Source organism: Nocardioides korecus (genome assembly GCF_054778395.1).
In genome coordinates this window covers 319,855-339,597 of sequence record NZ_BAAGZO010000001.1, presented here as the reverse complement: position 1 = coordinate 339,597, position 19,743 = coordinate 319,855, and the positions used below count along the sequence as shown (strand labels likewise).

Below are 19,743 nucleotides of genomic sequence, written 5' to 3'. Positions count from 1 at the left end.
CTTCCCTGCGCGCCCCGGTCGGTCCGGGGCAGGTGCGCCGAACCTAGGCCCGCTCCCGGGGGCGACCCCCTCCGGGTCCCGCGGGCTGGTCGGTGAGCCCGCCCACACCGGGCCACACCGGGCCACACCGAACAGGCCGGCCGCAGCGGCCGCCCGGGCTAGGTTGCCCCCGTGAGCGTCTTCCTGCTGGGTGGCGGTTGGTCCCGGGGACCGGAGCCGGAGGTGTGGGGCGGCTTCGTGACCGAGGTCCGTGCCCGGGCCGGCTCGCGCGCGCCCCGGGTGCGGCTGGTGGTGATCGGGGTCGACGAGGAGTCGCGCGCCTACCACGGGCGCTACCTCGAGGTGCTGGAGCGGCTCGGGCTGCCCGACGTGCTGGTCGAGCGGGTGCCGCCCGGCGGGACCTGCCCGGCGAGCGCGCTCGAGGACCTCGACGGGCTGGTCGTGGGCGGCGGGCCCACCCCGGCGTACCTCCCCGCGATGGGGCCGCTGGCCGAGCAGGTCCGCGCGCTCGTCGCCGGCGGCACGGCGTACGCCGGGTTCTCCGCGGGCGCCGCGATCGCCGGCACCCACGCCGTGGTCGGGGGCTGGCGGCTCGACGGGGTGCCGGTGTGCCCCCAGGACAGCGACGAGGGCCTCGACGAGGTCACCGTCCTGCCGGGCCTCGGGCTCGTCGACGGCGCGATCGACGTGCACGCCGCGGCCTGGGGCAACCTGTCCCGGCTGGTGGCGGTGGTCGGGGCCCGGCTGGCCCCGCACGGGGTCGCGATCGACGAGGACACCGCCCTGCGGCTGGACGCCGCCGATAGCCACCCGTCCGCCGCAGCGGCGTACGCCCGACCCGGGGCGGACCGGGTCACCGGTGCGGGCCGGATCTGGCGGGTCGAGCCGGTCGACCCCCAGGACGCGGAGGACGCCGAGGACGCCCTTGGCGAGGCTCGTGGACGTTCTGGGCCCGGCAGGACCCTCGTGGAGCGTCTCTGACCCCGATGTACGAGCGCCGAGCTCCCGCCGCCCGCCGTCAGGTGCGCTGGGCCCACCACTCCCTCAACAGGGCGGTGGCCTGGTCGGGGGGCAGGGGGCCCTGGTCGAGGCGGAGGTCGAGGAGGAACTGGTAGGCCTGGCCGACCTCGCGGCCGGGGCCGATGCCGAGGATCTCCATGATCTGGTTGCCGTCGAGGTCGGGGCGCATCGAGGCGAGCTCCTCCTCCTCGGAGAGCCGTGCGATCCGCTCCTCGAGCTCGTCGTAGGTGCGGCGGAGACGGTCGGCCTTGCGCTGGTTGCGGGTGGTGCAGTCGGCGCGGGTCAGCACGTGCAGGCGCTCGAGCTGGCCGCCGGCGTCGCGGACGTAACGGCGTACGGCGGAGTCGGTCCACTCGCCCGACCCGTAGCCGTGGAAGCGCAGGTGCTGCTCGACCAGCTGGGACACCGCGTCCACCTGGTCCTTGGAGAACTTCAGCGCCTGCATCCGCTTGCGGGTCAGCTTGGCCCCGACCACGTCGTGGTGGTGGAAGGTGACCACGCCGCCGTCGACGAACCGCCGGGTGCGGGGCTTGCCGACGTCGTGCATCAGCGCGGCCAGCCGCGCGACCAGATCCGGCCCGTCGCCCGGCAGGCGCGGCTCGAGGTCGATGGCCTGCTCGAGCACGGTCAGGGTGTGCTCGTAGACGTCCTTGTGCCGGTGGTGCTCGTCGCGCTCCAGGGCCAGGGCCGGCAGCTCGGGCAGGACGTACGCCGCGAGGCCGGTCTCCACGAGCAGGCGCAGGCCCGCCACGGGGTCGGGGGCGAGGAGCAGCTTGACCAGCTCGTCGCGCACCCGCTCGGCCGAGACGATCGTGATCCGCTCGGCCATCGCGGTCATCGCCTCGACCACGCCGGGGTCGACGGTGAACCCGAGCTGGGCGGTGAACCGGGCCGCCCGCATCATCCGCAGCGGGTCGTCGGAGAAGGAGTCCTCGGGGCGTCCGGGCGTGCGCAGCACCCGGTGGGCCAGGTCGACGATCCCGCCGAAGGGGTCCTCGAGCTGCTGGGCGGGCAACGAGAGCGCCATCGAGTTGACGGTGAAGTCGCGGCGGGCCAGGTCGCCGACGAGCGAGTCGCCGTACGCCACGGCGGGCTTGCGGCTGCCCGGGTCGTAGGCCTCGGAGCGGTACGTCGTGATCTCGACCTGCCAGTCGCCGCGCCGGCAGCCGATGGTGCCGAAGTGGCGACCCACGTCCCAGATGGCGTCGGCGAACCCGCGCAGCAGCTTCTCGGTCACCTCGGGGGTGGCCGAGGTGGTGAAGTCGAGGTCGGTCTGGAGGCGACCGAGCATGGCGTCGCGGACGGGCCCGCCGACCAGGGCCAGCTCGTGGCCGGCGGCGGCGAAGCGGCGTCCGAGCTCGTCGGTGACCGGCGCGATCCGGGCCAGCTCCGCCACGACTCGCGCCTGGACGTCGGTGATCAGCAGGGGCTCGTCGGGCACGGGCGGTGAGTCTAGTGCCGCGCGCACCCCCGGGGCCCCGGCCCGGGCTGCACGGGTCGGCCCGCGCTCGTCGGTAGCCTTGCCGCCGTGACCCGCCCCTCCTCCGTCCTCCCCACGAGGGAGGCCGGGGCGCTGCGGAGGGCGGGCGCGGGGCTCGCCGCGGTCGCGCTCGCGGCCGTCGGCGTGGCGGTCGGCCCCTCCCCGGCCGCCCGGGCGAGCGAGGTCGCCCGCACCGGTTCCAGCACCGCCGACACCACCGCGGCCACCACGCCCCTCAGCGTCACGCTCACCTCGCTGACCCCGTCGTCGGTGCCGCGCTCCGGGGTGATCACGCTGTCGGGCCGGGTCACCAACCGCAGCAGCGACGACTGGAGCGACGTCACGCTCTCGCCCTTCGTCTCGGACACCCCCATCACCACCCGCGACGACCTCGCCCTGGCCGCCGCCACGCAGCCCGCCACGACGGTCGGCGACCGGCTGGTGGGGAACTCGGTGACCGGCTCCGCGGGCGATCTGGCCCCGGGGGCCACCCGCACGTTCACCCTGCGCGTGCGCCGGGCCCAGCTGCCGATCTCCGGCGCGCCCGGCGTCTACTGGATCGGCGTCCACGCGCTCGGCACCGGTCCGCAGGGCCGTGACCTGGTCGCCGACGGCCGGGCCCGCACCTTCATCCCGCTGGTCGGTCAGGAGGTCCAGCGGACCCGCACCGTCCCGGTCCGGGTGCTGCTGCCCCTGCGCGAGCGCGCCCGCCGCGCCGCCGACGGCAGCCTCAACGGCATCACCCGGTGGGCCGACCTGACCTCCTCCTCGGGCCGGCTCTCCCGCCTGGGCGCCCTCGCGACCACGGCCCCCTCGGGCTCGCTGAGCTGGGTGGTCGACCCCGCCGTCCTGGACGCCCTGGCCGACGTCGGACGCGGCAACCCGCCGCTGACCCTGGGTCCCGAGAGCGCCGGTCAGGACGGCTCCTCCGGATCACCGTCGCCCCAGCCGTCCTCGTCCTCCTCCGGGTCCCCCTCGTCCGGCCCGAGCTCGACCCCGTCCCCCTCCTCGGGCAGCACCGGCTCCTCCGGCGCCGCTCCCCAGGGGGGCGCGCCCGACCGGGCGACCCGCGAGCGGGCCGCCACGCTGCTGCGCGAGCTGGTCACCGCGATCGGCTCCCAGGACACCTTCGCCCTGGGGTACGCCGACCCCGACGTCGCCGCGGTGCTGCGCCACGGGCCCGGCCTCCTCGACCGCGCCCAGGCGATCGCCCGCCGGCGGCTGGACGCCCGGGGCCTCTCCGGCGACCCGGTCGTCGCGCCGCCCGAAGAGGTCCTCGACCCCGGGCTGGTCTCCCGGCTGAGCCGCGGCACCACGCTCGTCCTCGGTGACCGGGGCAGCCTGACCAGCCCGACCGCCTCCCGCGTGGCCACCGGGCAGGAGCTGGTCCTGGGCGACGACCGCGCCTCCGCCGGCGGCCCCGCTCCCGGCGACCCGCTGAGCGCCCTGGCCCTGCGCCAGCGCGTCCTGTCCGAGGCGGCCCTGGAGGCCGAGAAGGGCGACCAGGACCCGCGCGCGGTCACCGTGCTGCTGCCGCCGCGCTGGGACCCCGGGGCCGACTGGCGCGCCGCCGACCTGTTCGGCGGGCTCCAGACCGCCTGGACCCGGCTCGAGGGGGTGCCGCGCGACCCCACCACGACGTACGCCGGGAAGCTGGCCTACCCCGCCTCGACCCGCAGCCTCGAGCTGCCGTCGGCCAACATCAGCGCCGCGCGCAGCCTGACCCTGACCGGCTTCACCCTGGGCCACCTGCTGGCCAGCACCAACGACGTGACCGAGCGGCTGGTCGGGGCCGCGCTGCAGGCCGCGTCGTACAACGCCCGACCGGCCCCGGACTTCGCCGCCCAGCAGGTCCGCGACCTCGACACCGCCACCCGCGGCCAGATGGACCGCGTGCAGGTCACCGGCACCGACTTCAACACCCTGTCCGGGGGCTCGGGCATCGTCACGGTCAGCATCGTCAACGGCCTCCGCCAGCCCATCACCGTCGGCCTGCGGGCCCGCGCCGACAGCCCCGACGTGCGCGTGGCCGTCCCCCCCGCGGTGCGTCTGCAGCCGGGCGAGCGCGCGACCCGGCGCCTGGACGTCACCAGCCGGTCGGGGGTGCACGACGTGACCGTCGACCCCGTCACCAGCCAGGGCGAGGTGCTCGGCACCCCGCTCACCTTCAGCCTGCGGACCAGCCAGGTGGGCCGGGCCGTGTGGTTCGTCATCGTCGCGGGCGGCGCGCTGCTCGCGGTCATGATCCTGCGCAGGATCGTCCTGCGCGTCCGGGACCACCGGTGGCGCACCAGGGAGCAGCAGTGACCGGACCGACCGGCAGGACCAGCGGGACGGCGGACGAGACGCCGGCCCCCACACCGACGACGACACCGGGCGGGACACCGGCCGGCGAGCCGTCCGGCGGGGGCCGCAACCGCTCCCTGCTCGGCTCGAGCGCGGTGATGGCGGCGGGCACGATCGTGTCGCGCCTGTCGGGCTTCGTGCGCGGCATCCTGCTGGCCGCCGCGCTGGGCGTGGGCCTGCACGCCGACGTGTTCAACATCGCCAACACGGTGCCGAACATGCTCTACATCCTGCTGGCCGGCGGCGTGGTCAACGCCGTGCTGGTGCCGCAGCTGGTGCGGTCGATGAAGAACGACGCCGACGGCGGGGAGGCCTTCGCCAACCGGATCATGACGCTGGCCGCGCTGTTCCTCGGCGTGGTGACCGTCCTGCTGGTCCTCGGGGCCCCGCTGCTGATGCGGCTCTTCCTCGACGACGCCTTCTACTCCCCCGAGCGCGCCGAGCAGCTCGCCTCGGTGGTCGCGTTCGCGCGCTACTGCCTGCCCCAGGTCTTCTTCTACGGCATGTTCGTGCTGGTCGGGCAGGTGCTGAACTCCCGCGGCCGGTTCGGCCCGATGATGTGGGCCCCGATCGCCAACAACGTGGTCTCGGTGCTGGTGCTGGCCGCCTACCTGGTCTGGATCGGCCCGGCGCGGGGCGGGGAGGCCCAGGGCGGCTTCGGCTCCGGCGCCGAGCTGCTGCTGGGCCTGGGCTCGACGGCCGGGATCGTGGTGCAGCTGCTCGTGCTGGTGCCCTACCTGCGCTCGGCGGGCTTCCGGGTGCGTCCCCGCTTCGACTTCCGCGGCGCCGGCCTGGGTCACACCCTGCGGCTCGGGGTCTGGACGGTGCTGTTCGTGGTGGTCAACCAGGTCGCGTACACCGTGGTCGTGCGCCTGGCCAGCCGCGGCACGGTCTCCGGGGCGGGCCCGGGCGGGTCGGGCGGTCAGGGCACCGGCTACACCGTCTACTCCAACTCCTACCTGCTCACGATGGTCCCCCACTCGATCGTGACGGTCTCCCTGGCGACCGCGATGCTGCCGCTGCTCTCGCGGCACGCGGCCGACGCCGACCTGCGGGCGATCGGGCGGGCGGTGTCCTCGACGCTACGGTCGGCGTACGCCCTGGTGGTGCCCGCGGCGCTGCTGTTCTCCCTGATGTCGCTCGACCTGGCCCACGTGATCTGGGGGTACGGCGCCGCCGCGCGCGACTACGGCAACTTCGCCCCCACGCTCGCGCTGTTCGGCATCGGCCTGATTCTCTTCACCGCCCACTACCTGCTGCTGCGCGGGTTCTACGCCCTGGAGCAGACCCGCCGGGTCTTCTTCGTCCAGTGCGGGATCGCCGCCACCAACATCGTCGCCGCCCTGGTGCTGACCCACGGCGCGAGCCCGGCCCAGACCGCGCCGCGGCTCACGATCGCCTACGCGTGCTCGTACGCCGTCGGGGCGGCCACGTCGTACGTCGTCCTGTCGCGCACCGTCGGCGGCCTCGACGGCGCCCGCCTGGTCCGCTTCGGGGTGCGCCTGCTCATCGTCACCGGCCTGACCGCCGCCGTCGGGCTGGGGGCCCGCGAGCTGGTGCACGCGGTGGTGCCCGGCCGCGGCACGCTGTCCGCGGTGGTGGACCTCGCGGTGGTCGGCGTGGCGTTCCTGGCCACCTACCTCGTGATGGCCCGGGTGCTGCGGCTCACCGAGGTCTCCGAGGTCACCTCGGTGGTCACCCGCCGTCTGAGGGGTCGGAGCCGCTGAACGCGCCGGGTGCCCCGGTGCCGAACAGCGGTGGTCCCGCCGTCCGGCACCTACGATGGTGGCCGACCCAGCAGACGGAGCCGAGGCGGACCGCCACCGAGGGAGGAGCCACGTGACGACCAGATCGATCGGCGCCGGCACCCTCCTCTCGGGTCGCTACCGCCTCGAGGACCTGCTCAGCGACGTGGACGGCGCCTGCTTCTGGCGCGCCACCGACACCGTGCTGGCCCGCAACGTGGCCATCCACGCCGTCCCCAGCGACGACCCCCGCGCCGGCGGCCTGATGGAGGCCGCCCGCCGCTCGGCGACCGTCGCGGACCCCCGCGTCCTGCGCGTCCTGGACGCCGACGACCGCGACGGCGTCACCTGGGTGGTCAACGAGTGGGGCGAGGGCATCTCCCTCGACACGATGCTCGAGCACGGCACCCTGCCGGCCTCCCGCGCCGCCTGGCTCACCCTCGAGGTGGCCGAGACCATCGCGCACGGCCACGCCCAGGGAGTGGCGCACGGGCGGCTGCGCCCCGAGGCCGTGCTGGTCACCGACTCCGGTGCGGTCAAGCTCGTCGGGTACGTCGTCGACGCCAGCCTCGTCCCCACCCCGCCCGTCGACCCGCTGTACGGCGACCTCGACCCCCGCGAGGCCGACGTCATCGACCTCGCCGGGCTGCTGTACGCCGCGCTGACCGGCCGCTGGCCCGGTGTCGCCCCCTCGCGGGTGCCGACCGCCCCGCGCGAGAGCCGGCGTCCGCTGCGCCCGCGCCAGGTGCGCGCCGGCGTGCCCCGCACGCTCGACGCGATCTGCGACCGGGTGCTGCACCAGGAGGCCTCGCAGCACGCGATGCCGATCGAGACCGCCCACGAGATCGCCGCGGCGCTGGCCGACTACGTCGGCGACCCCTCCCGGGCCGCGCCCCTCGACGCGGCCGGGATGCACAGCGAGGTCCCGCCGCTGCCGGCCCCGTCCGAGCCCGAGCCGGAGGTCCTCGCGGGCTGGTCCCGGGCCGAGCCCCGGCTCCACGCCGCGCCCGAGCCCGAGCCCGAGCCGACGATGGTGGTCGGCACGGCGGCGCCGGCCGTGGCCCACGCGGGCCCCGAGGACCGGTCCCACCAGTCCCCTCCGGACGACGCCGACGACCCCTACGCCACCCAGCTCTCGGCGGCCGTCGACCCCGAGGACACCGCCATCCGGCGCGAGCCGCTGGAGAGCCCCGACGCGCTCGACTCCTTCGCGGCGCCGGTCCAGGCGGCCCCGCCGCCCCCGCCCTTCGAGGAGCTCCCCGAGCGGCCCCTGTTCGCCAGCACCGAGCGTCGCGTCCCGGCGGCCGCGCGGGCCGCGGCGGCGGCGTACGCCGAGGACGACCGGTCCCGCCGGGGCAGCGACTCCTCGGGCGCGATCGCGTCGGCCGAGCCCGCCACGGGCCCCGGCACGACCGGCTTCTGGGCCCTGTCCGGCGCCGAGGACGCGCCGCCCGTCCACACCGGCCGCGAGGGCCGCGGGTGGTTCCGCACGGCCGTGGCGGTCGGGCTCCTGCTGGTCCTGGTGGTCACCGGCCTGGTCGCGCTGCACCAGCTCCGCGACTCCGGGGGCACGCCGACCGGCACCCAGGACACCGACTCGACGCCGGCCACCAGCACGACCGGGCGGGCGCTGCGCGCGGTCGGCGTACGCGACTTCGACCCGCAGGGCTCCCCCTCCACCGAGAACCCCGAGACCGTCCGCAACGCGATCGACTCCGACCCGAGCACGACCTGGATGACCAAGACCTACCGCGGCAACCCCGCGCTGGGCGGCCTCAAGGACGGCGTCGGGCTGATCGTGGACCTGGGCAAGGACCAGCAGGTCGGCTCGGTCGACGTCCGGTTCGTGGGCGCCCCCACCTCCTTCTCGGTGTACGCCGCGGCCAGCGGCGTGACCGACTACCCCACCGGCCTCGACCAGTTCGACAAGGTCGGCGAGCGCCAGGGCGCCGGCACCCGCGCCCGCGTCGCGCTGACCTCGACGCCCCGGACCCGCTACGTGCTCGTCTGGCTGACCCGGCTCCCGGCTGCGGCCGGCGGCTACCGCGGAGAGGTCGCCACCATCACGGTCCGGTCGTGACCCCCGACGGGCCCGACGGGCCGGGAGACGGTGGCGCCGATCTCGCGGAGGACGGCCCCCAGGAATCCCGGAGCGACGCCGACCTGCTCGCCGCGCACGTCGGTGGTGACCCCGAGGCGTTCTCCTCCCTCGTGACGCGGCACCGGGACCGGCTGTGGGCGGTCGCGCTGCGCACGACGGGTCACCCCGAGGACGCCGCCGACGCGCTCCAGGACGCCCTGGTGTCGGCGTACCGCCAGGCCGGGTCGTTCCGCGGCGAGAGCGCCGTGACCACGTGGCTGCACCGCGTCGTGGTCAACGCGTGCCTGGACCGGCTGCGGCGCAACCGGGTCCGGGCCGCCTCGCCGCTGCCCGACGACCTGGACGACGAGGCGGCCCGGGGTCGTCTGGTCACCAGCCCGGCCGGGCCGTCCCGTGTCGCCGACCCCGAGGTCGCGCTGCTCGCGACGGAGGTGCGCGTCCGCGTACGCCGTGCCCTGGCGCAGCTCCCGCCCGACCAGGGGGCGGCGCTGGTGCTGGTCGACCTCGAGGGGCTGCCCGTGGCCGAGGCGGCCGCCGTGCTCGGGGTGCCCCCGGGCACGGTCAAGAGCCGGTGCTCCCGCGGCCGGGCCCGGCTCGCCGTGCTCCTGGCCGACCTGGTCGACGCTCCCGAGCCAGCCGAGCCGACCGGTCCGCCCGGGCCGACCGGGCCGACCGGGCCGACCGAGCCATCGACGTCGACGGCCTCGTCGCGCCGCCCGGAGCCGACGTGAGCGCCGCCACGGGAACCGCCCGGTCCTGCGACGCGTCCCACCCTGGTGCGGCCGGCACCACGGGCCCCCTCGGGCGGCCCGGGGAGCCCCTCGACCGCCCACCCGTCCCCGTGTCCCCGTCCCCCGCCGCGGGGTGCCGCGCGCGCCAGATCCCCGGAGGAGAGCCGTCGTGACGACGCCCGACCCCGGCACCTCCGGTCCCGATCAGCACCCCGACCTCGACCGGGACCTCGACGCCGGGACCGACCCGCAGCAGGCCCGCGTCCGCGCCCTGCTGCGGTCCGTCGGCGCCCTCGACGCCGCGGCGACGGATGGCGGTCCGGCTGACGGAGCGACGCCCGCCGACCCGGTGATGCCGGCCGTGGTCCTCGAACGCCTCCAGGGCGTCCTGGCCGCGCTGTCGGGCCTCGCCGCCTCCGTGGGACCAAGCGAGGACACCGAGACGGCCGGGTCCACGTCGTCGACCGGCCCCACCGCGCCCACCGAGTCCACCGGGCCCACGCCCTCGGCCGGGTCCACCGGGCCCGCCGACCTGACGGAGCACCGACGCACCCGCCGGTCACGGCTCGGACGCGGTCGGACCCACGGCTCCCGGACCCCCCGCAGGTCCGGGGCCCTCGCCGCCGCGGCCGCCGCGGTCGTCCTCGTCGGTGCGGGCGGAGTGGCGGCGGCGACCCACCGCCTCCCGGGAGGCCTGTTCGGCGGTGCCTCCGGCACCAGCGCGGCGAGCAGCGCCACCTCGAGCGACGCCCGGAGCACGCCGAGCAGTCCGAGCGTCGCCCCCGGCACCGGCGCCCCCACCGGGCCGGCCACGCCCGGGACGACCGCGTCGGGGACGGGGACGGCCTCGGCCCTCCCCACCGTGTCCACCCGCTCCTTCGCCCAGGACGTGACCGCCCTCCTCGGCCCGGGCACGACCGGCTCGCCCGGCGCGAGCAGCGACGGCTCGGGGACGAGTGCCGGTGCACGTCGGCTGCCGGGCACGCCCTCCGGCGGTGCCACGCCCACGAGCGGCTCGGCCCCGGTGCCCAGCACCCCCGCCCCGTCGTACGCCGGGTGCACCCCACCGCGCACCACCCCCGGCTCCGACCTCCGCGCGATCCTGCTCGACGGCCGTCCGGCCGTCCTCGTCGTGGGCCCCGTCCTCGACGGCGGCCGGGTCGCGACCGCCTGGTCCTGCACCGGCCGCAGCCCGCTGCGCTCGGCCCGGGTGGCCGCACCCCGCTGAGACCGGTCGACCCCGTCCGACGCTGGCAGACCCGTCCGACCCCGGCCAGCCGCCCGCGCGGCCCGGTGGGCGGGACCCGTTCGCCACGGCCCGTCCCGCTCCGTCACACTCGGGCGCATGACCTCCGGCCCCGCCGCCCAGACCCCGTCCACCAGCAGCACCACCCGGACCGTCTCCTCGACCGTCGAGATGCAGGTGACCGAGACCGCGGAGCTGGTGTGGTCGGTCGCGGTGGCGCAGCAGGAGGGTCCCGCCGGGACCAACGGCCCCGGAGAGCCCCGGCTCGCCTCGGAGCAGCTGACGATCACCGTCGACGGGTCCCCGGTGGAGGTGCGCGAGATCCGGGTCGCCGACGGCGGTCGCCTGCACGTCTGCACCGCTCCCCCCGGCCGCCTGCGGATGTCGTACGCCGCGGAGGTGGTCGGCCGCGCCGCGCCCGCCCTGGTCGACCCGGTGGACGACATCGTCTACCGGCGTCCCAGCCGCTACGCCGAGTCCGACGAGCTCGGCCCGACGGCCTGGGCGGAGTTCTCCTCCCTGGAGGGCAAGGAGCTGCTCGACGCGGTCAGCTCCTGGGTGGGCACGCAGCTCTACTACGTGAGCGGCTCGAGCCGGCCCACCGACGGGGCGACCCAGACCTTCCTGACCCGCCAGGGGGTCTGCCGCGACTTCGCCCACCTGGTGATCGCGATGCTGCGGGCCCGCAACGTGCCGGCCCGGCTGGTGGCCGTCTACGCCCCGGGGCTGTCCCCGATGGACTTCCACGCCGTCGTCGAGGCGGCCATCGACGGCCGCTGGTGCGCGGTCGACGCCACCACGCTGGCCCCCCGCGACACCCTCGTCCGGATCGCGACCGGCCGCGACGCCTCCGACACCGCCTTCCTCACCGTGCAGTCCGGTCGGGCCGACCTGAGCACGATGCGGGTCGACGCCACCGCCTCCCCGGCCCTGCCCGCCGACGACCTCACCCGCCTGGTCGCCCTGGGGTGATCCCCCGCACCCGCGCCGGGGTCGACCCGCCGGGTGGTTTCACGTGCAACCACGTGGCCAGGGTCACCCACGTCGCCCAGGTCACCCAGGTCACCCGGTCCCCGGAATGTCGCGCCCCTAGGATCTGTTGACGCCCTCGTACGCCGCACCCGACCCAGATGGAGCCACCGTGACCGACCAGACCGCCTCGACCAGCGCCGGATCCGACACCGAGATCCGCGACGTGATCATCGTGGGCTCGGGTCCGGCCGGCTACACCGCAGCGGTCTACGCCGCCCGCGCCAACCTGCGTCCCCTGGTCTTCGAGGGCTCGGTCACGGCCGGCGGCGCGCTGATGAACACCACCGAGGTCGAGAACTTCCCCGGCTTCCGCGAGGGCATCCAGGGCCCGGCCCTGATGGACGAGATGCGCGCCCAGGCCGAGCGCTTCGGCGCCGAGCTGGTCGCCGACGACGTGGTCGAGCTCGACCTGACCGGCGAGACCAAGGTCGTCACCACCGCCGAGGGCACCTTCTCCGCCCGCGCGGTGATCCTGGCCACCGGCTCGGGCTACCGCAAGCTGGGCCTGCCCGACGAGGACCGCCTCTCGGGCCACGGCGTCAGCTGGTGCGCCACCTGCGACGGCTTCTTCTTCCGCGAGCAGCACATCGCGGTCGTCGGCGGCGGCGACTCCGCCATCGAGGAGGCCACCTTCCTCTCCCGCTTCGGCTCCAAGGTCACCCTGATCCACCGCCGCGGCGAGCTGCGCGCCTCCAAGATCATGCAGGAGCGGGCGTACGCCGACCCCAAGATCGAGTTCGCCTGGAACTCCGAGATCGCCGCGATCCACGGCGACGACAAGGTCACCGGCGTGACCCTGCGCGACACCGAGACCGGCGAGACCCGCGAGCTCGACGCGACCGGCCTGTTCGTCGCGATCGGCCACGACCCGCGCTCGGAGCTGCTGCACGGCCAGGTCCGTCTCGACGACGAGGGCTACGTCCTCGTCGACGCGCCCTCGACCCGCACCAACGTCTCCGGGGTCTTCGCCTGCGGTGACCTGGTCGACCACAGCTACCGCCAGGCCATCACCGCCGCCGGCACCGGCTGCGCGGCCGCCCTGGACGCCGAGCGCTTCCTCGCCGACCTCGACTTCGCCCAGATCACCTCCGCGGGCGCGGCCACGGTCGGCGCCGGGGCCTGACCCCGCCCGCCACGGAATGCCTGCCACCCGGTCGGTGTTCCACCCCCAGAACCACCACCCCTAGTCCTCTGCAGATGAAGGAGCACCCATGAGCGACCTCAAGGCCGTGACCGACGACAACTTCGAGACCGAGGTCCTGAAGTCCGACAAGCCCGTGCTCGTCGACTTCTGGGCCGAGTGGTGCGGCCCGTGCCGCCAGGTCGGCCCGATCCTCGACGAGCTCAACGCCGAGCACGGCGACAAGGTGACCTTCGTCAAGATGAACGTCGACGAGAACCCCGTCACCCCCTCGACGTACCGCGTCAACGGCATCCCGACCCTCAACGTCTACCAGGGCGGCGAGGTCGTGAAGCAGATCGTCGGCGCCCGCCCGAAGGCCGCGCTGCTCAGGGAGCTCGCGGACTTCATCGCCTGAGGCGAGCTCCTGCCCGTCAGGGCGGGACGCGCGAGGGCGTTACAGTCGCTGGCGTGAATCCCGTCTTCCGGCTCGGTGACACCGGGCCCGCCGTCGCCCAGATCGTCGGTCTGCTCCAGCGGACCGGCCATCTGGGCGATCTGGCGTCCCCGGACGGCCTCCCGCCCTCGAGCGGTGCCGACACCCGCTCCGCGACGTACGACGACCGCGTCGAGCTGGCCGTGCGCGCCTTCCAGCAGCAGCGCGGGCTCACCGTCGACGGCATCGTCGGCCCGCTGACCTTCCGTCGCCTCGACGAGGCCCGCTGGCAGCTCGGGGACCGCATCCTCACCCACCGGCCGGCCCGGCTGATCGTCGGCGACGACGTCTACGCCCTCCAGGGCCGCCTGCTCGACCTCGGCTTCGGGGTGGGCCGCGTCGACGGCTACTTCGGGCCCGAGACCGAGTCGGGGCTGCGCGACTTCCAGCGCAACGTCGGCATCCCGCCCGACGGCACCTGCGGCCCGGCCACCCTCAAGGCCCTGGGCCGCCTGTCCCCGATCGTGCGTGGCGGGGCCCCCAACACCCTCCGCGCCGAGGAGCAGGTCCGCCAGGCGGGCCCGCACCTGGGTGGCAAGACCGTCGTCATCGACGTCGGCCGCGGTCACCACCTCCCCGAGGAGCTGGCGGCGGACAACGACGCGATCCTGCACGACCTCGCCGGCCGGGTCGAGGGTCGCCTCGTGGCCATCGGCGTGCAGGCGTTCCTGACCACGCCCCGGTGGGCGTCCGCGCCGCGCGAGGAGGCCGACCGGGCCGACTTCGCCAACCGCACCGGCGCCGACCTGGTGGTCTCGCTGGCGCTGGAGGCCTCGGCCAACCCGGACGCGGCGGGCGCGGCGGCGTACTTCTTCGGGGACACCCACCACTCCACCTGGTCCTCGGCCGGGGAGCGCTTCGCCGGGCTCGTGCAGCGCGAGGTCGTGGCCCGCACCGGCCAGGTCGACCTGCGCTGGCACCCCAAGACCTGGGAGCTGCTGCGCCTGACCCGGATGCCGGCCGTGCGCCTGGACGCGGGCTACCTGAGCAACGCCGAGGACGCGACCCGGCTGCGCGACGCCGCCTTCCGCGACGCCCTGGCCGAGGCCGTCGTCGCCTCGATCCAGCGCTACTACCTCTCCCCCGAGGTCGACACCGCCACCGGCCTGCTCGACGTGCGCACGCTGCGGCGCAGCTTCACCGCCGGCTAGGGCCCCAGGCCACGGGCGATGTGGAAGCACACCCCATCTGCGCGCTTCCAGTGATGGGTCGACAAGTCGACAAAGCGACGTGTCGTCAGATCGGCTTGTCGGTCTGTCGTCCCAGTCCCTGCGTCGGCGGCGCGGCCACGTGGGGCTGCGGGACCGGGTGCGGGCGGTGGCGCACCGGCGCCAGCAGGCGCTCCAGCCCCCGCTCCAGCTCGTCGCGGATGCTCAGCGTCGTGCGCAGGTCCATCCGCATCCGCGGGTTCACCGCGTGGGCGCGGTGCGTTGAGAACCCCACGGCCAGCAGGAAGTCGGCCGGTACGACGCAGTGCCCCGTGCGACCGCGGGTGTCGCCGAACGCCTCGACGGCCTTGACGCCCCCGCGCTGCACCAGGTCCTTGGCCATCCCCTGCACCAGCATCCGACCCAGCCCGCCGCCGCGGTGCTCGGCCTCGACGTGCGCCGTGGTCAGCAGCACCGCGTCGGCGCTGACCGGTGCGGTCGCGAAGCCGCCCGAGGACGGCACGTAGACCGGGGGAGCCCACACCAGGTGGCCCACCACGACGCCGTCGACCAGCGCGACCCGGCCGCACGAGCCCCACTCCCGCAGGACCTCGGAGAACCAGGCCGCCTTCTCCTCGGCCTCGTGACCGCAGACCTTGCTGCGGCGCACGGGGTCCAGCTCCCAGAAGACGCACCCGGAGCACGCCCCGGGGAGGTCCTCGAGGTGGTCCAGGGTCAGGCGCTCGATCTTGCGGGCCATGAGCCCGATGCTACGTCGCCTCAGCGACGCCGGGTCGCGAGGAAGTCGGCGATCCGACCGATCGCCTCGGTCAGCGTCTCCAGGTCGGGCAGGGTGACCAGGCGGAAGTGGTCGGGCGCGAACCAGTTGAAGCCGGTGCCGTGGGTGACCAGGATCTTCTTGGCCCGGAGCAGGTCGATCACGAACTTCTCGTCGTCCTCGATCGGGTAGACCTCGGGGTCCAGGCGGGGGAAGCAGTAGAGCGCCCCGCGCGGCTCCACGCAGCTCACCCCCGGGATCTCGTTGAGCAGGCGGGAGGCGGTCTTGGACTGCTCGTAGAAGCGCCCACCGGGCCCGATGTACTCGTTGATGGACTGGTAGCCGCCCAGCGCGGTCTGGATCGCGTGCTGGGCGGGCACGTTGGCGCACATCCGCATGTTGGCCAGCAGCGTCAGCCCCTCCAGGAAGTCCGCCGCCAGGTGCCGCGGCCCCGAGACCATCACCCACCCCGAGCGGTAGCCGCACACCCGGTAGGCCTTGGACAGCCCGCTGAAGGTCAGGCAGAGCACGTCGTCGCCGGCGTACGTCGCGCTGTGGTGGTGCACCGCGTCGTCGAACAGGATCTTCTCGTAGATCTCGTCGCTCATCACGACCAGCTCGTGGCGCCGCGCGATGTCGACCAGCCCCTTGACCGTCTCCTCGCTGTAGACGGCGCCCGTGGGGTTGTTGGGGTTGATGATGACGATCGCCTTGGTCGCGGGCGTCACCTTGGCCTCGATGTCGGCGAGGTCGGGGTTCCACCCGTCCTCCTCGTCGCAGCGGTAGTGCACCGGGGTGCCCCCGCAGAGCGAGACCGCGCCGGTCCACAGCGGGTAGTCCGGGGCCGGCACCAGCACCTCGTTGCCGTCGTCGAGGAAGGCCTGGAGCACCAGCGAGATCAGCTCGGAGACGCCGTTACCGATGAAGACGTCGTCCACGACCACGTCGCGCAGGCCGCGGGACTGGTAGAACTGCGCCACCGCGGTGCGGGCGGAGTAGATCCCGCGGGAGTCGGAGTAGCCCTGGGCCTCGGGCAGGTTGTGCACCATGTCGGCGACGATCGCCTCGGGCGCCTCGAAGCCGAACGGCGCCGGGTTGCCGATGTTGAGCTTGAGGATCTTGTGACCCTCGGCCTCCAGGCGCTGGGCCTCGACCAGGATGGGTCCGCGGACGTCGTACCGCACGTTCTGGAGCTTCTTGCTCTGCACGATGGGGCGCATGGCGAGATCCTCCCAGACGCCGACGCCCCCGTGGCACCATGACCCCGTGCGAGACCTCACCTACCCGCCGATCATCGTCACCGCCAAGACCCTGTTCCGGGTGCTGGGCCTGGACTTCCAGCTCCACGGCACCGAGCAGGTCCCGCGGACCGGCGGCGCGCTGCTCGCCTTCAACCACGTGTCGTACGTCGACTTCATCCTCGGCGGGTTCGCCGCCCACCCCTCGCGGCGGCTGGTGCGCTTCATGGCCAAGCGCGAGGTCTTCGACCACCAGGTCGGCGGCCCGGTGATGCGCTCGATGCACCACATCTCCGTCGACCGCGCCGACGGGGGCGCCTCGATGGACGAGGCGCTGCGCTACCTCCAGGCCGGCGAGGTCGTCGGGATCTTCCCCGAGGCCACCATCTCGCGCTCCTTCGAGGTCAAGGAGCTCAAGTCCGGCGCCACCCGGATCGCGGCCGAGGCCAGAGTGCCGCTCATCCCGGTCGCCCTGTGGGGCACCCAGCGCCTGATGACCAAGGACCACCCGCGCGACCTCTCCCGCGGCAAGACCATCGGCATCCGCGTGGGGGAGCCGATGCACCCCACCGGCGAGGACCCCGTGGCCGAGACCAAGGAGCTCCGCCGCCGCCTCGAGGTCCTGGTCGGGGAGGCGATCGACGCCTACCCCGCCGACCAGCAGCCCCCCGGCTCCTGGTGGCTCCCCGCCTCCCGCGGCGGCTCCGCCCCCACCCCCGACGAGGCCGCCCGCCTCGACGAGGAGGAGAAGACCCGCCGCGCCGCCCGCCGGCGCAGCTCCGGCACCGACGAGCCCGGCCGCACCGACCCCGCGGGCTGAGGGGTTCGGCGTACTGCACCTGACCGGGCTGCAACGCCCACACTTTTGTGTAGCAGTTGCACCCGATCCGGCTCGGGATGCTGCAGTCGCCACACAAATGTGTAGCGGAGGCAGCCAGTGACTCGATTCCGGGCGCGACACCCACACTTTTGTGTAGCAGTTGCACCCGATCGGTCCCACCACACTGCATCTACTACACAAATGTGTGGCCAGGGCGCGCCGGATGACGACCGCCCCCGGCACCCACGTGGTGGGTACCGGGGGCGTCGTCGTACGCCGCTCAGATTGGCCGGTCCTCCCGGTTCCGGGGGTCGATCACGGCCACGATGCGCTCCAGGTCGGTCAGCGAGGCGAACTCGATCGCGATCTTGCCCTTGGAACGACCCAGGGTGACCTTGACGCGAGTGTCGAGACGGTCGCTGAGACGGTCGTTGAGCTCGGCCAGGCCGGGGGCGCTGGGGCGGGCGGGGCGCACCTTGACGCCGTCCGCGTCCTCGGTGTCGCCGTGGTCGCCGACGGCCACGATCTCCTCGAGGCCGCGCACGGAGATGCCCTCGGAGACGACCTTGCTGGCGAGCCGGTCCTGCGCCCCCGGGTCGGAGACCCCCAGCAGCGCGCGGGCGTGGCCGGCGGACAGGACGCCGGCGCCGACGCGGCGCTGCACGGCGGGGGAGAGGTTGAGCAGGCGCAGCGTGTTGCTGATCTGGGGCCGGCTGCGACCGATGCGACCGGCCAGCTCGTCGTGGGTGCACCCGAAGTCGTCGAGCAGCTGCCGGTAGGCCGCCGCCTCCTCCAGCGGGTTGAGCTGGGAGCGGTGCAGGTTCTCCAGGAGCGCGTCGCGCAGCATGGCGTCGTCGCCGGTCTGACGCACGATCGCCGGGATCACGTGCAGCCCGGCCTCCTGGGTGGCGCGCCACCGGCGCTCGCCCATAATCAGCTCGAACGTCGGGTCGCCGGCCTCGTCCTGACCGGTGCGGCGCACGACGATGGGCTGGAGCAGCCCGATCTCCTTCACCGAGTGCACCAGCTCCGACATCGCGTCGGCGTCGAAGACCTCGCGCGGCTGACGGGCGTTGGGGACGATCGAGCCGACCGGGAGCTCGGCGAAGTAGGCACCGGACACCTCGACGGGCTCCTCGACGGCCGGGGTGGCCGCGGGGGCCGACGCGGCGCGGAGACCGCCGTTGTCGCCCACGCCACCGGCACCGGACGCGGCCCCCATCGCCGCGGACCCGTACGCCGACCCGGAGTCGGCGTACGGCTCCTGCTGGGCCGGGGGTGCGGTGGGGATCAGGGAGCCGAGGCCACGGCCGAGGCCACGACGCTGCACGGGCTGGTTCATCGGGCACCTCCAGCGGCCGCGGCCGCGTCGAACGGACGGGCGTGGGCTCCGTGCGACACCTGCGCGCGGAGGGCGAGCTCCTTGGCTGCCTCCAGGTAGCTCAGCGCACCGGGGGAGCCGGGGTCGTAGGTGATCACGCTCTGCCCGTAGCTGGGGGCCTCCGAGACCCGCACCGAGCGCGGGATGGCGGTCCGGAGCACCTGGTCGCTGAAGTGCTCGCGCACCTCGGAGGCGACGCCGGCCGCCAGGTTGGTGCGGGAGTCGAACATCGTGATCAGGATGGTGCTGACCACCAGGTCCTGGTTGAGGTGCGTGCGCACCATCTCGACGGTCTCGAGCAGCTGGCCCAGACCCTCGAGGGCGTAGTACTCGGCCTGGATCGGGATCAGCATCTCCACCCCGGCCACGAGGGCGTTGAGGGTGAGCAGCCCCAGCGACGGCGGGCAGTCCACGAGCACGTAGTCGAACCGGTCCTCGCCCTCCCCGTGCACGAGCGGGTGCGCGGCGAGCGCGCGACGCAGCCGGCTCTCGCGGGCGACGACGCTGACCAGCTCGATCTCGGCGCCGGCCAGGTCGATGGTCGCGGGCACGACGAACAGACCGGGGATGGTCGGGTGTGGCTGCACCGCCTCGACGAGGGGGACGCCGTCGACGAGCACGTCGTACGACGACAGCGTGCCGCGGTGGTGCTCGACCCCGAGCGCGGTGGAGGCGTTGCCCTGGGGGTCGAGGTCGACCACGAGCACTCGCAGCCCGTGCTGGGCCAGGGCGGCCGCCATGTTCACGGCGGTCGTGGTCTTGCCGACGCCGCCCTTCTGGTTGGCCACCACCATCACCCGGGTCTGGTCCGGACGGGGGAGCGGGTCGTCGTGACGCCGACCCTGACGCACCAGCAGCTGCCGCTCGATCGCCCGGGCCAGCGGGGTGGACCCGTCGTAGCGGGGGCCGTCGCCGGCCAGGTCCGCAGCGGTCCGGACCGGACCGCGGGCCGTCTCGCCCGGGTTCTGGTGGTCGTGGGAGCCGACCGCCATGGGTGAACCGAGGGATGAGCCGGGGGTGGTGTTCACGTCGCTGTCCTCGCAGTCAGTTTCACGTGAAAC

16 protein-coding genes are annotated in these 19,743 nt (G+C 74.7%); 11 read left to right on the top strand and 5 right to left on the bottom strand.

Annotated features, from left to right (window positions below):
- Positions 1-171 precede the first annotated feature (171 nt).
- Entirely contained in the window at positions 172-981 is an 810-nt protein-coding gene (locus ACYVDA_RS01570; protein ID WP_460814221.1) for a Type 1 glutamine amidotransferase-like domain-containing protein, read from the top strand.
- Between the two features lie 37 nt (positions 982-1,018).
- On the opposite strand, the gene ACYVDA_RS01565 is transcribed toward ACYVDA_RS01570, so the two are convergent.
- The gene (locus ACYVDA_RS01565; RefSeq protein ID WP_460814218.1) at positions 1,019-2,461 is read right to left on the bottom strand and encodes a CCA tRNA nucleotidyltransferase; all 1,443 of its coding nucleotides are present in this window, start codon (positions 2,459-2,461) and stop codon (positions 1,019-1,021) included.
- A gap of 87 nt (positions 2,462-2,548) precedes the next feature.
- Here ACYVDA_RS01565 and ACYVDA_RS01560 point away from each other — a divergent pair, with 87 nt between their 5' ends.
- From ACYVDA_RS01560 to ACYVDA_RS01520, 9 genes are all read left to right on the top strand, one after another.
- Positions 2,549-4,807, top strand: a complete 2,259-nt coding sequence (locus ACYVDA_RS01560) for a hypothetical protein (RefSeq protein ID WP_460814215.1) — start codon at positions 2,549-2,551, stop codon at positions 4,805-4,807.
- Positions 4,804-6,573, top strand: coding sequence for a murein biosynthesis integral membrane protein MurJ (gene murJ / locus ACYVDA_RS01555; protein ID WP_460814213.1), 1,770 nt, complete (start codon positions 4,804-4,806; stop codon positions 6,571-6,573). The genes ACYVDA_RS01560 and murJ overlap by 4 nt, the downstream gene beginning before the upstream one ends.
- Before the next feature lie 112 nt (positions 6,574-6,685).
- Complete coding sequence (locus tag ACYVDA_RS01550; RefSeq protein WP_460814211.1) at positions 6,686-8,671, top strand: protein kinase family protein; 1,986 nt, start codon at positions 6,686-6,688, stop codon at positions 8,669-8,671.
- A complete protein-coding gene (gene sigM / locus ACYVDA_RS01545; protein WP_460814209.1) occupies positions 8,668-9,423 on the top strand; it encodes an RNA polymerase sigma factor SigM in 756 nt (251 codons plus the stop codon). The genes ACYVDA_RS01550 and sigM overlap by 4 nt, the downstream gene beginning before the upstream one ends.
- Before the next feature lie 169 nt (positions 9,424-9,592).
- Entirely contained in the window at positions 9,593-10,651 is a 1,059-nt protein-coding gene (locus ACYVDA_RS01540; RefSeq protein ID WP_460814206.1) for a hypothetical protein, read from the top strand.
- Between the two features lie 117 nt (positions 10,652-10,768).
- On the top strand, positions 10,769-11,641 hold the full coding sequence (locus tag ACYVDA_RS01535; protein ID WP_460814204.1) for a transglutaminase-like domain-containing protein: 873 nt from the start codon (positions 10,769-10,771) through the stop codon (positions 11,639-11,641).
- 169 nt (positions 11,642-11,810) lie between these two features.
- Positions 11,811-12,824: a thioredoxin-disulfide reductase gene (trxB, locus tag ACYVDA_RS01530; protein WP_460814202.1), complete on the top strand. Its 1,014-nt coding sequence runs from the start codon at positions 11,811-11,813 to the stop codon at positions 12,822-12,824.
- 88 nt (positions 12,825-12,912) lie between these two features.
- Complete coding sequence (gene trxA / locus ACYVDA_RS01525; RefSeq protein WP_460814200.1) at positions 12,913-13,239, top strand: thioredoxin; 327 nt, start codon at positions 12,913-12,915, stop codon at positions 13,237-13,239.
- A 53-nt stretch (positions 13,240-13,292) separates the two neighbouring features.
- The gene (locus ACYVDA_RS01520) at positions 13,293-14,468 is read left to right on the top strand and encodes an N-acetylmuramoyl-L-alanine amidase (RefSeq protein WP_460814198.1); all 1,176 of its coding nucleotides are present in this window, start codon (positions 13,293-13,295) and stop codon (positions 14,466-14,468) included.
- An 85-nt stretch (positions 14,469-14,553) separates the two neighbouring features.
- On the opposite strand, the gene ACYVDA_RS01515 is transcribed toward ACYVDA_RS01520, so the two are convergent.
- The gene (locus ACYVDA_RS01515) at positions 14,554-15,225 is read right to left on the bottom strand and encodes a GNAT family N-acetyltransferase (protein ID WP_460814196.1); all 672 of its coding nucleotides are present in this window, start codon (positions 15,223-15,225) and stop codon (positions 14,554-14,556) included.
- A gap of 20 nt (positions 15,226-15,245) precedes the next feature.
- The gene (locus ACYVDA_RS01510) at positions 15,246-16,463 is read right to left on the bottom strand and encodes a pyridoxal phosphate-dependent aminotransferase (protein WP_460814193.1); all 1,218 of its coding nucleotides are present in this window, start codon (positions 16,461-16,463) and stop codon (positions 15,246-15,248) included.
- A gap of 46 nt (positions 16,464-16,509) precedes the next feature.
- Between ACYVDA_RS01510 and ACYVDA_RS01505 the strand changes: the two genes are divergently transcribed.
- Positions 16,510-17,301, top strand: a complete 792-nt coding sequence (locus ACYVDA_RS01505) for a lysophospholipid acyltransferase family protein (protein WP_460814190.1) — start codon at positions 16,510-16,512, stop codon at positions 17,299-17,301.
- A 280-nt stretch (positions 17,302-17,581) separates the two neighbouring features.
- Here the strand turns inward: ACYVDA_RS01505 and ACYVDA_RS01500 are convergent, their stop codons facing one another.
- Positions 17,582-18,643, bottom strand: a complete 1,062-nt coding sequence (locus ACYVDA_RS01500) for a ParB/RepB/Spo0J family partition protein (RefSeq protein ID WP_460814188.1) — start codon at positions 18,641-18,643, stop codon at positions 17,582-17,584.
- On the bottom strand, positions 18,640-19,710 hold the full coding sequence (locus ACYVDA_RS01495; RefSeq protein WP_460814186.1) for a ParA family protein: 1,071 nt from the start codon (positions 19,708-19,710) through the stop codon (positions 18,640-18,642). The genes ACYVDA_RS01500 and ACYVDA_RS01495 overlap by 4 nt, the downstream gene beginning before the upstream one ends.
- Positions 19,711-19,743: the final 33 nt, after the last annotated feature.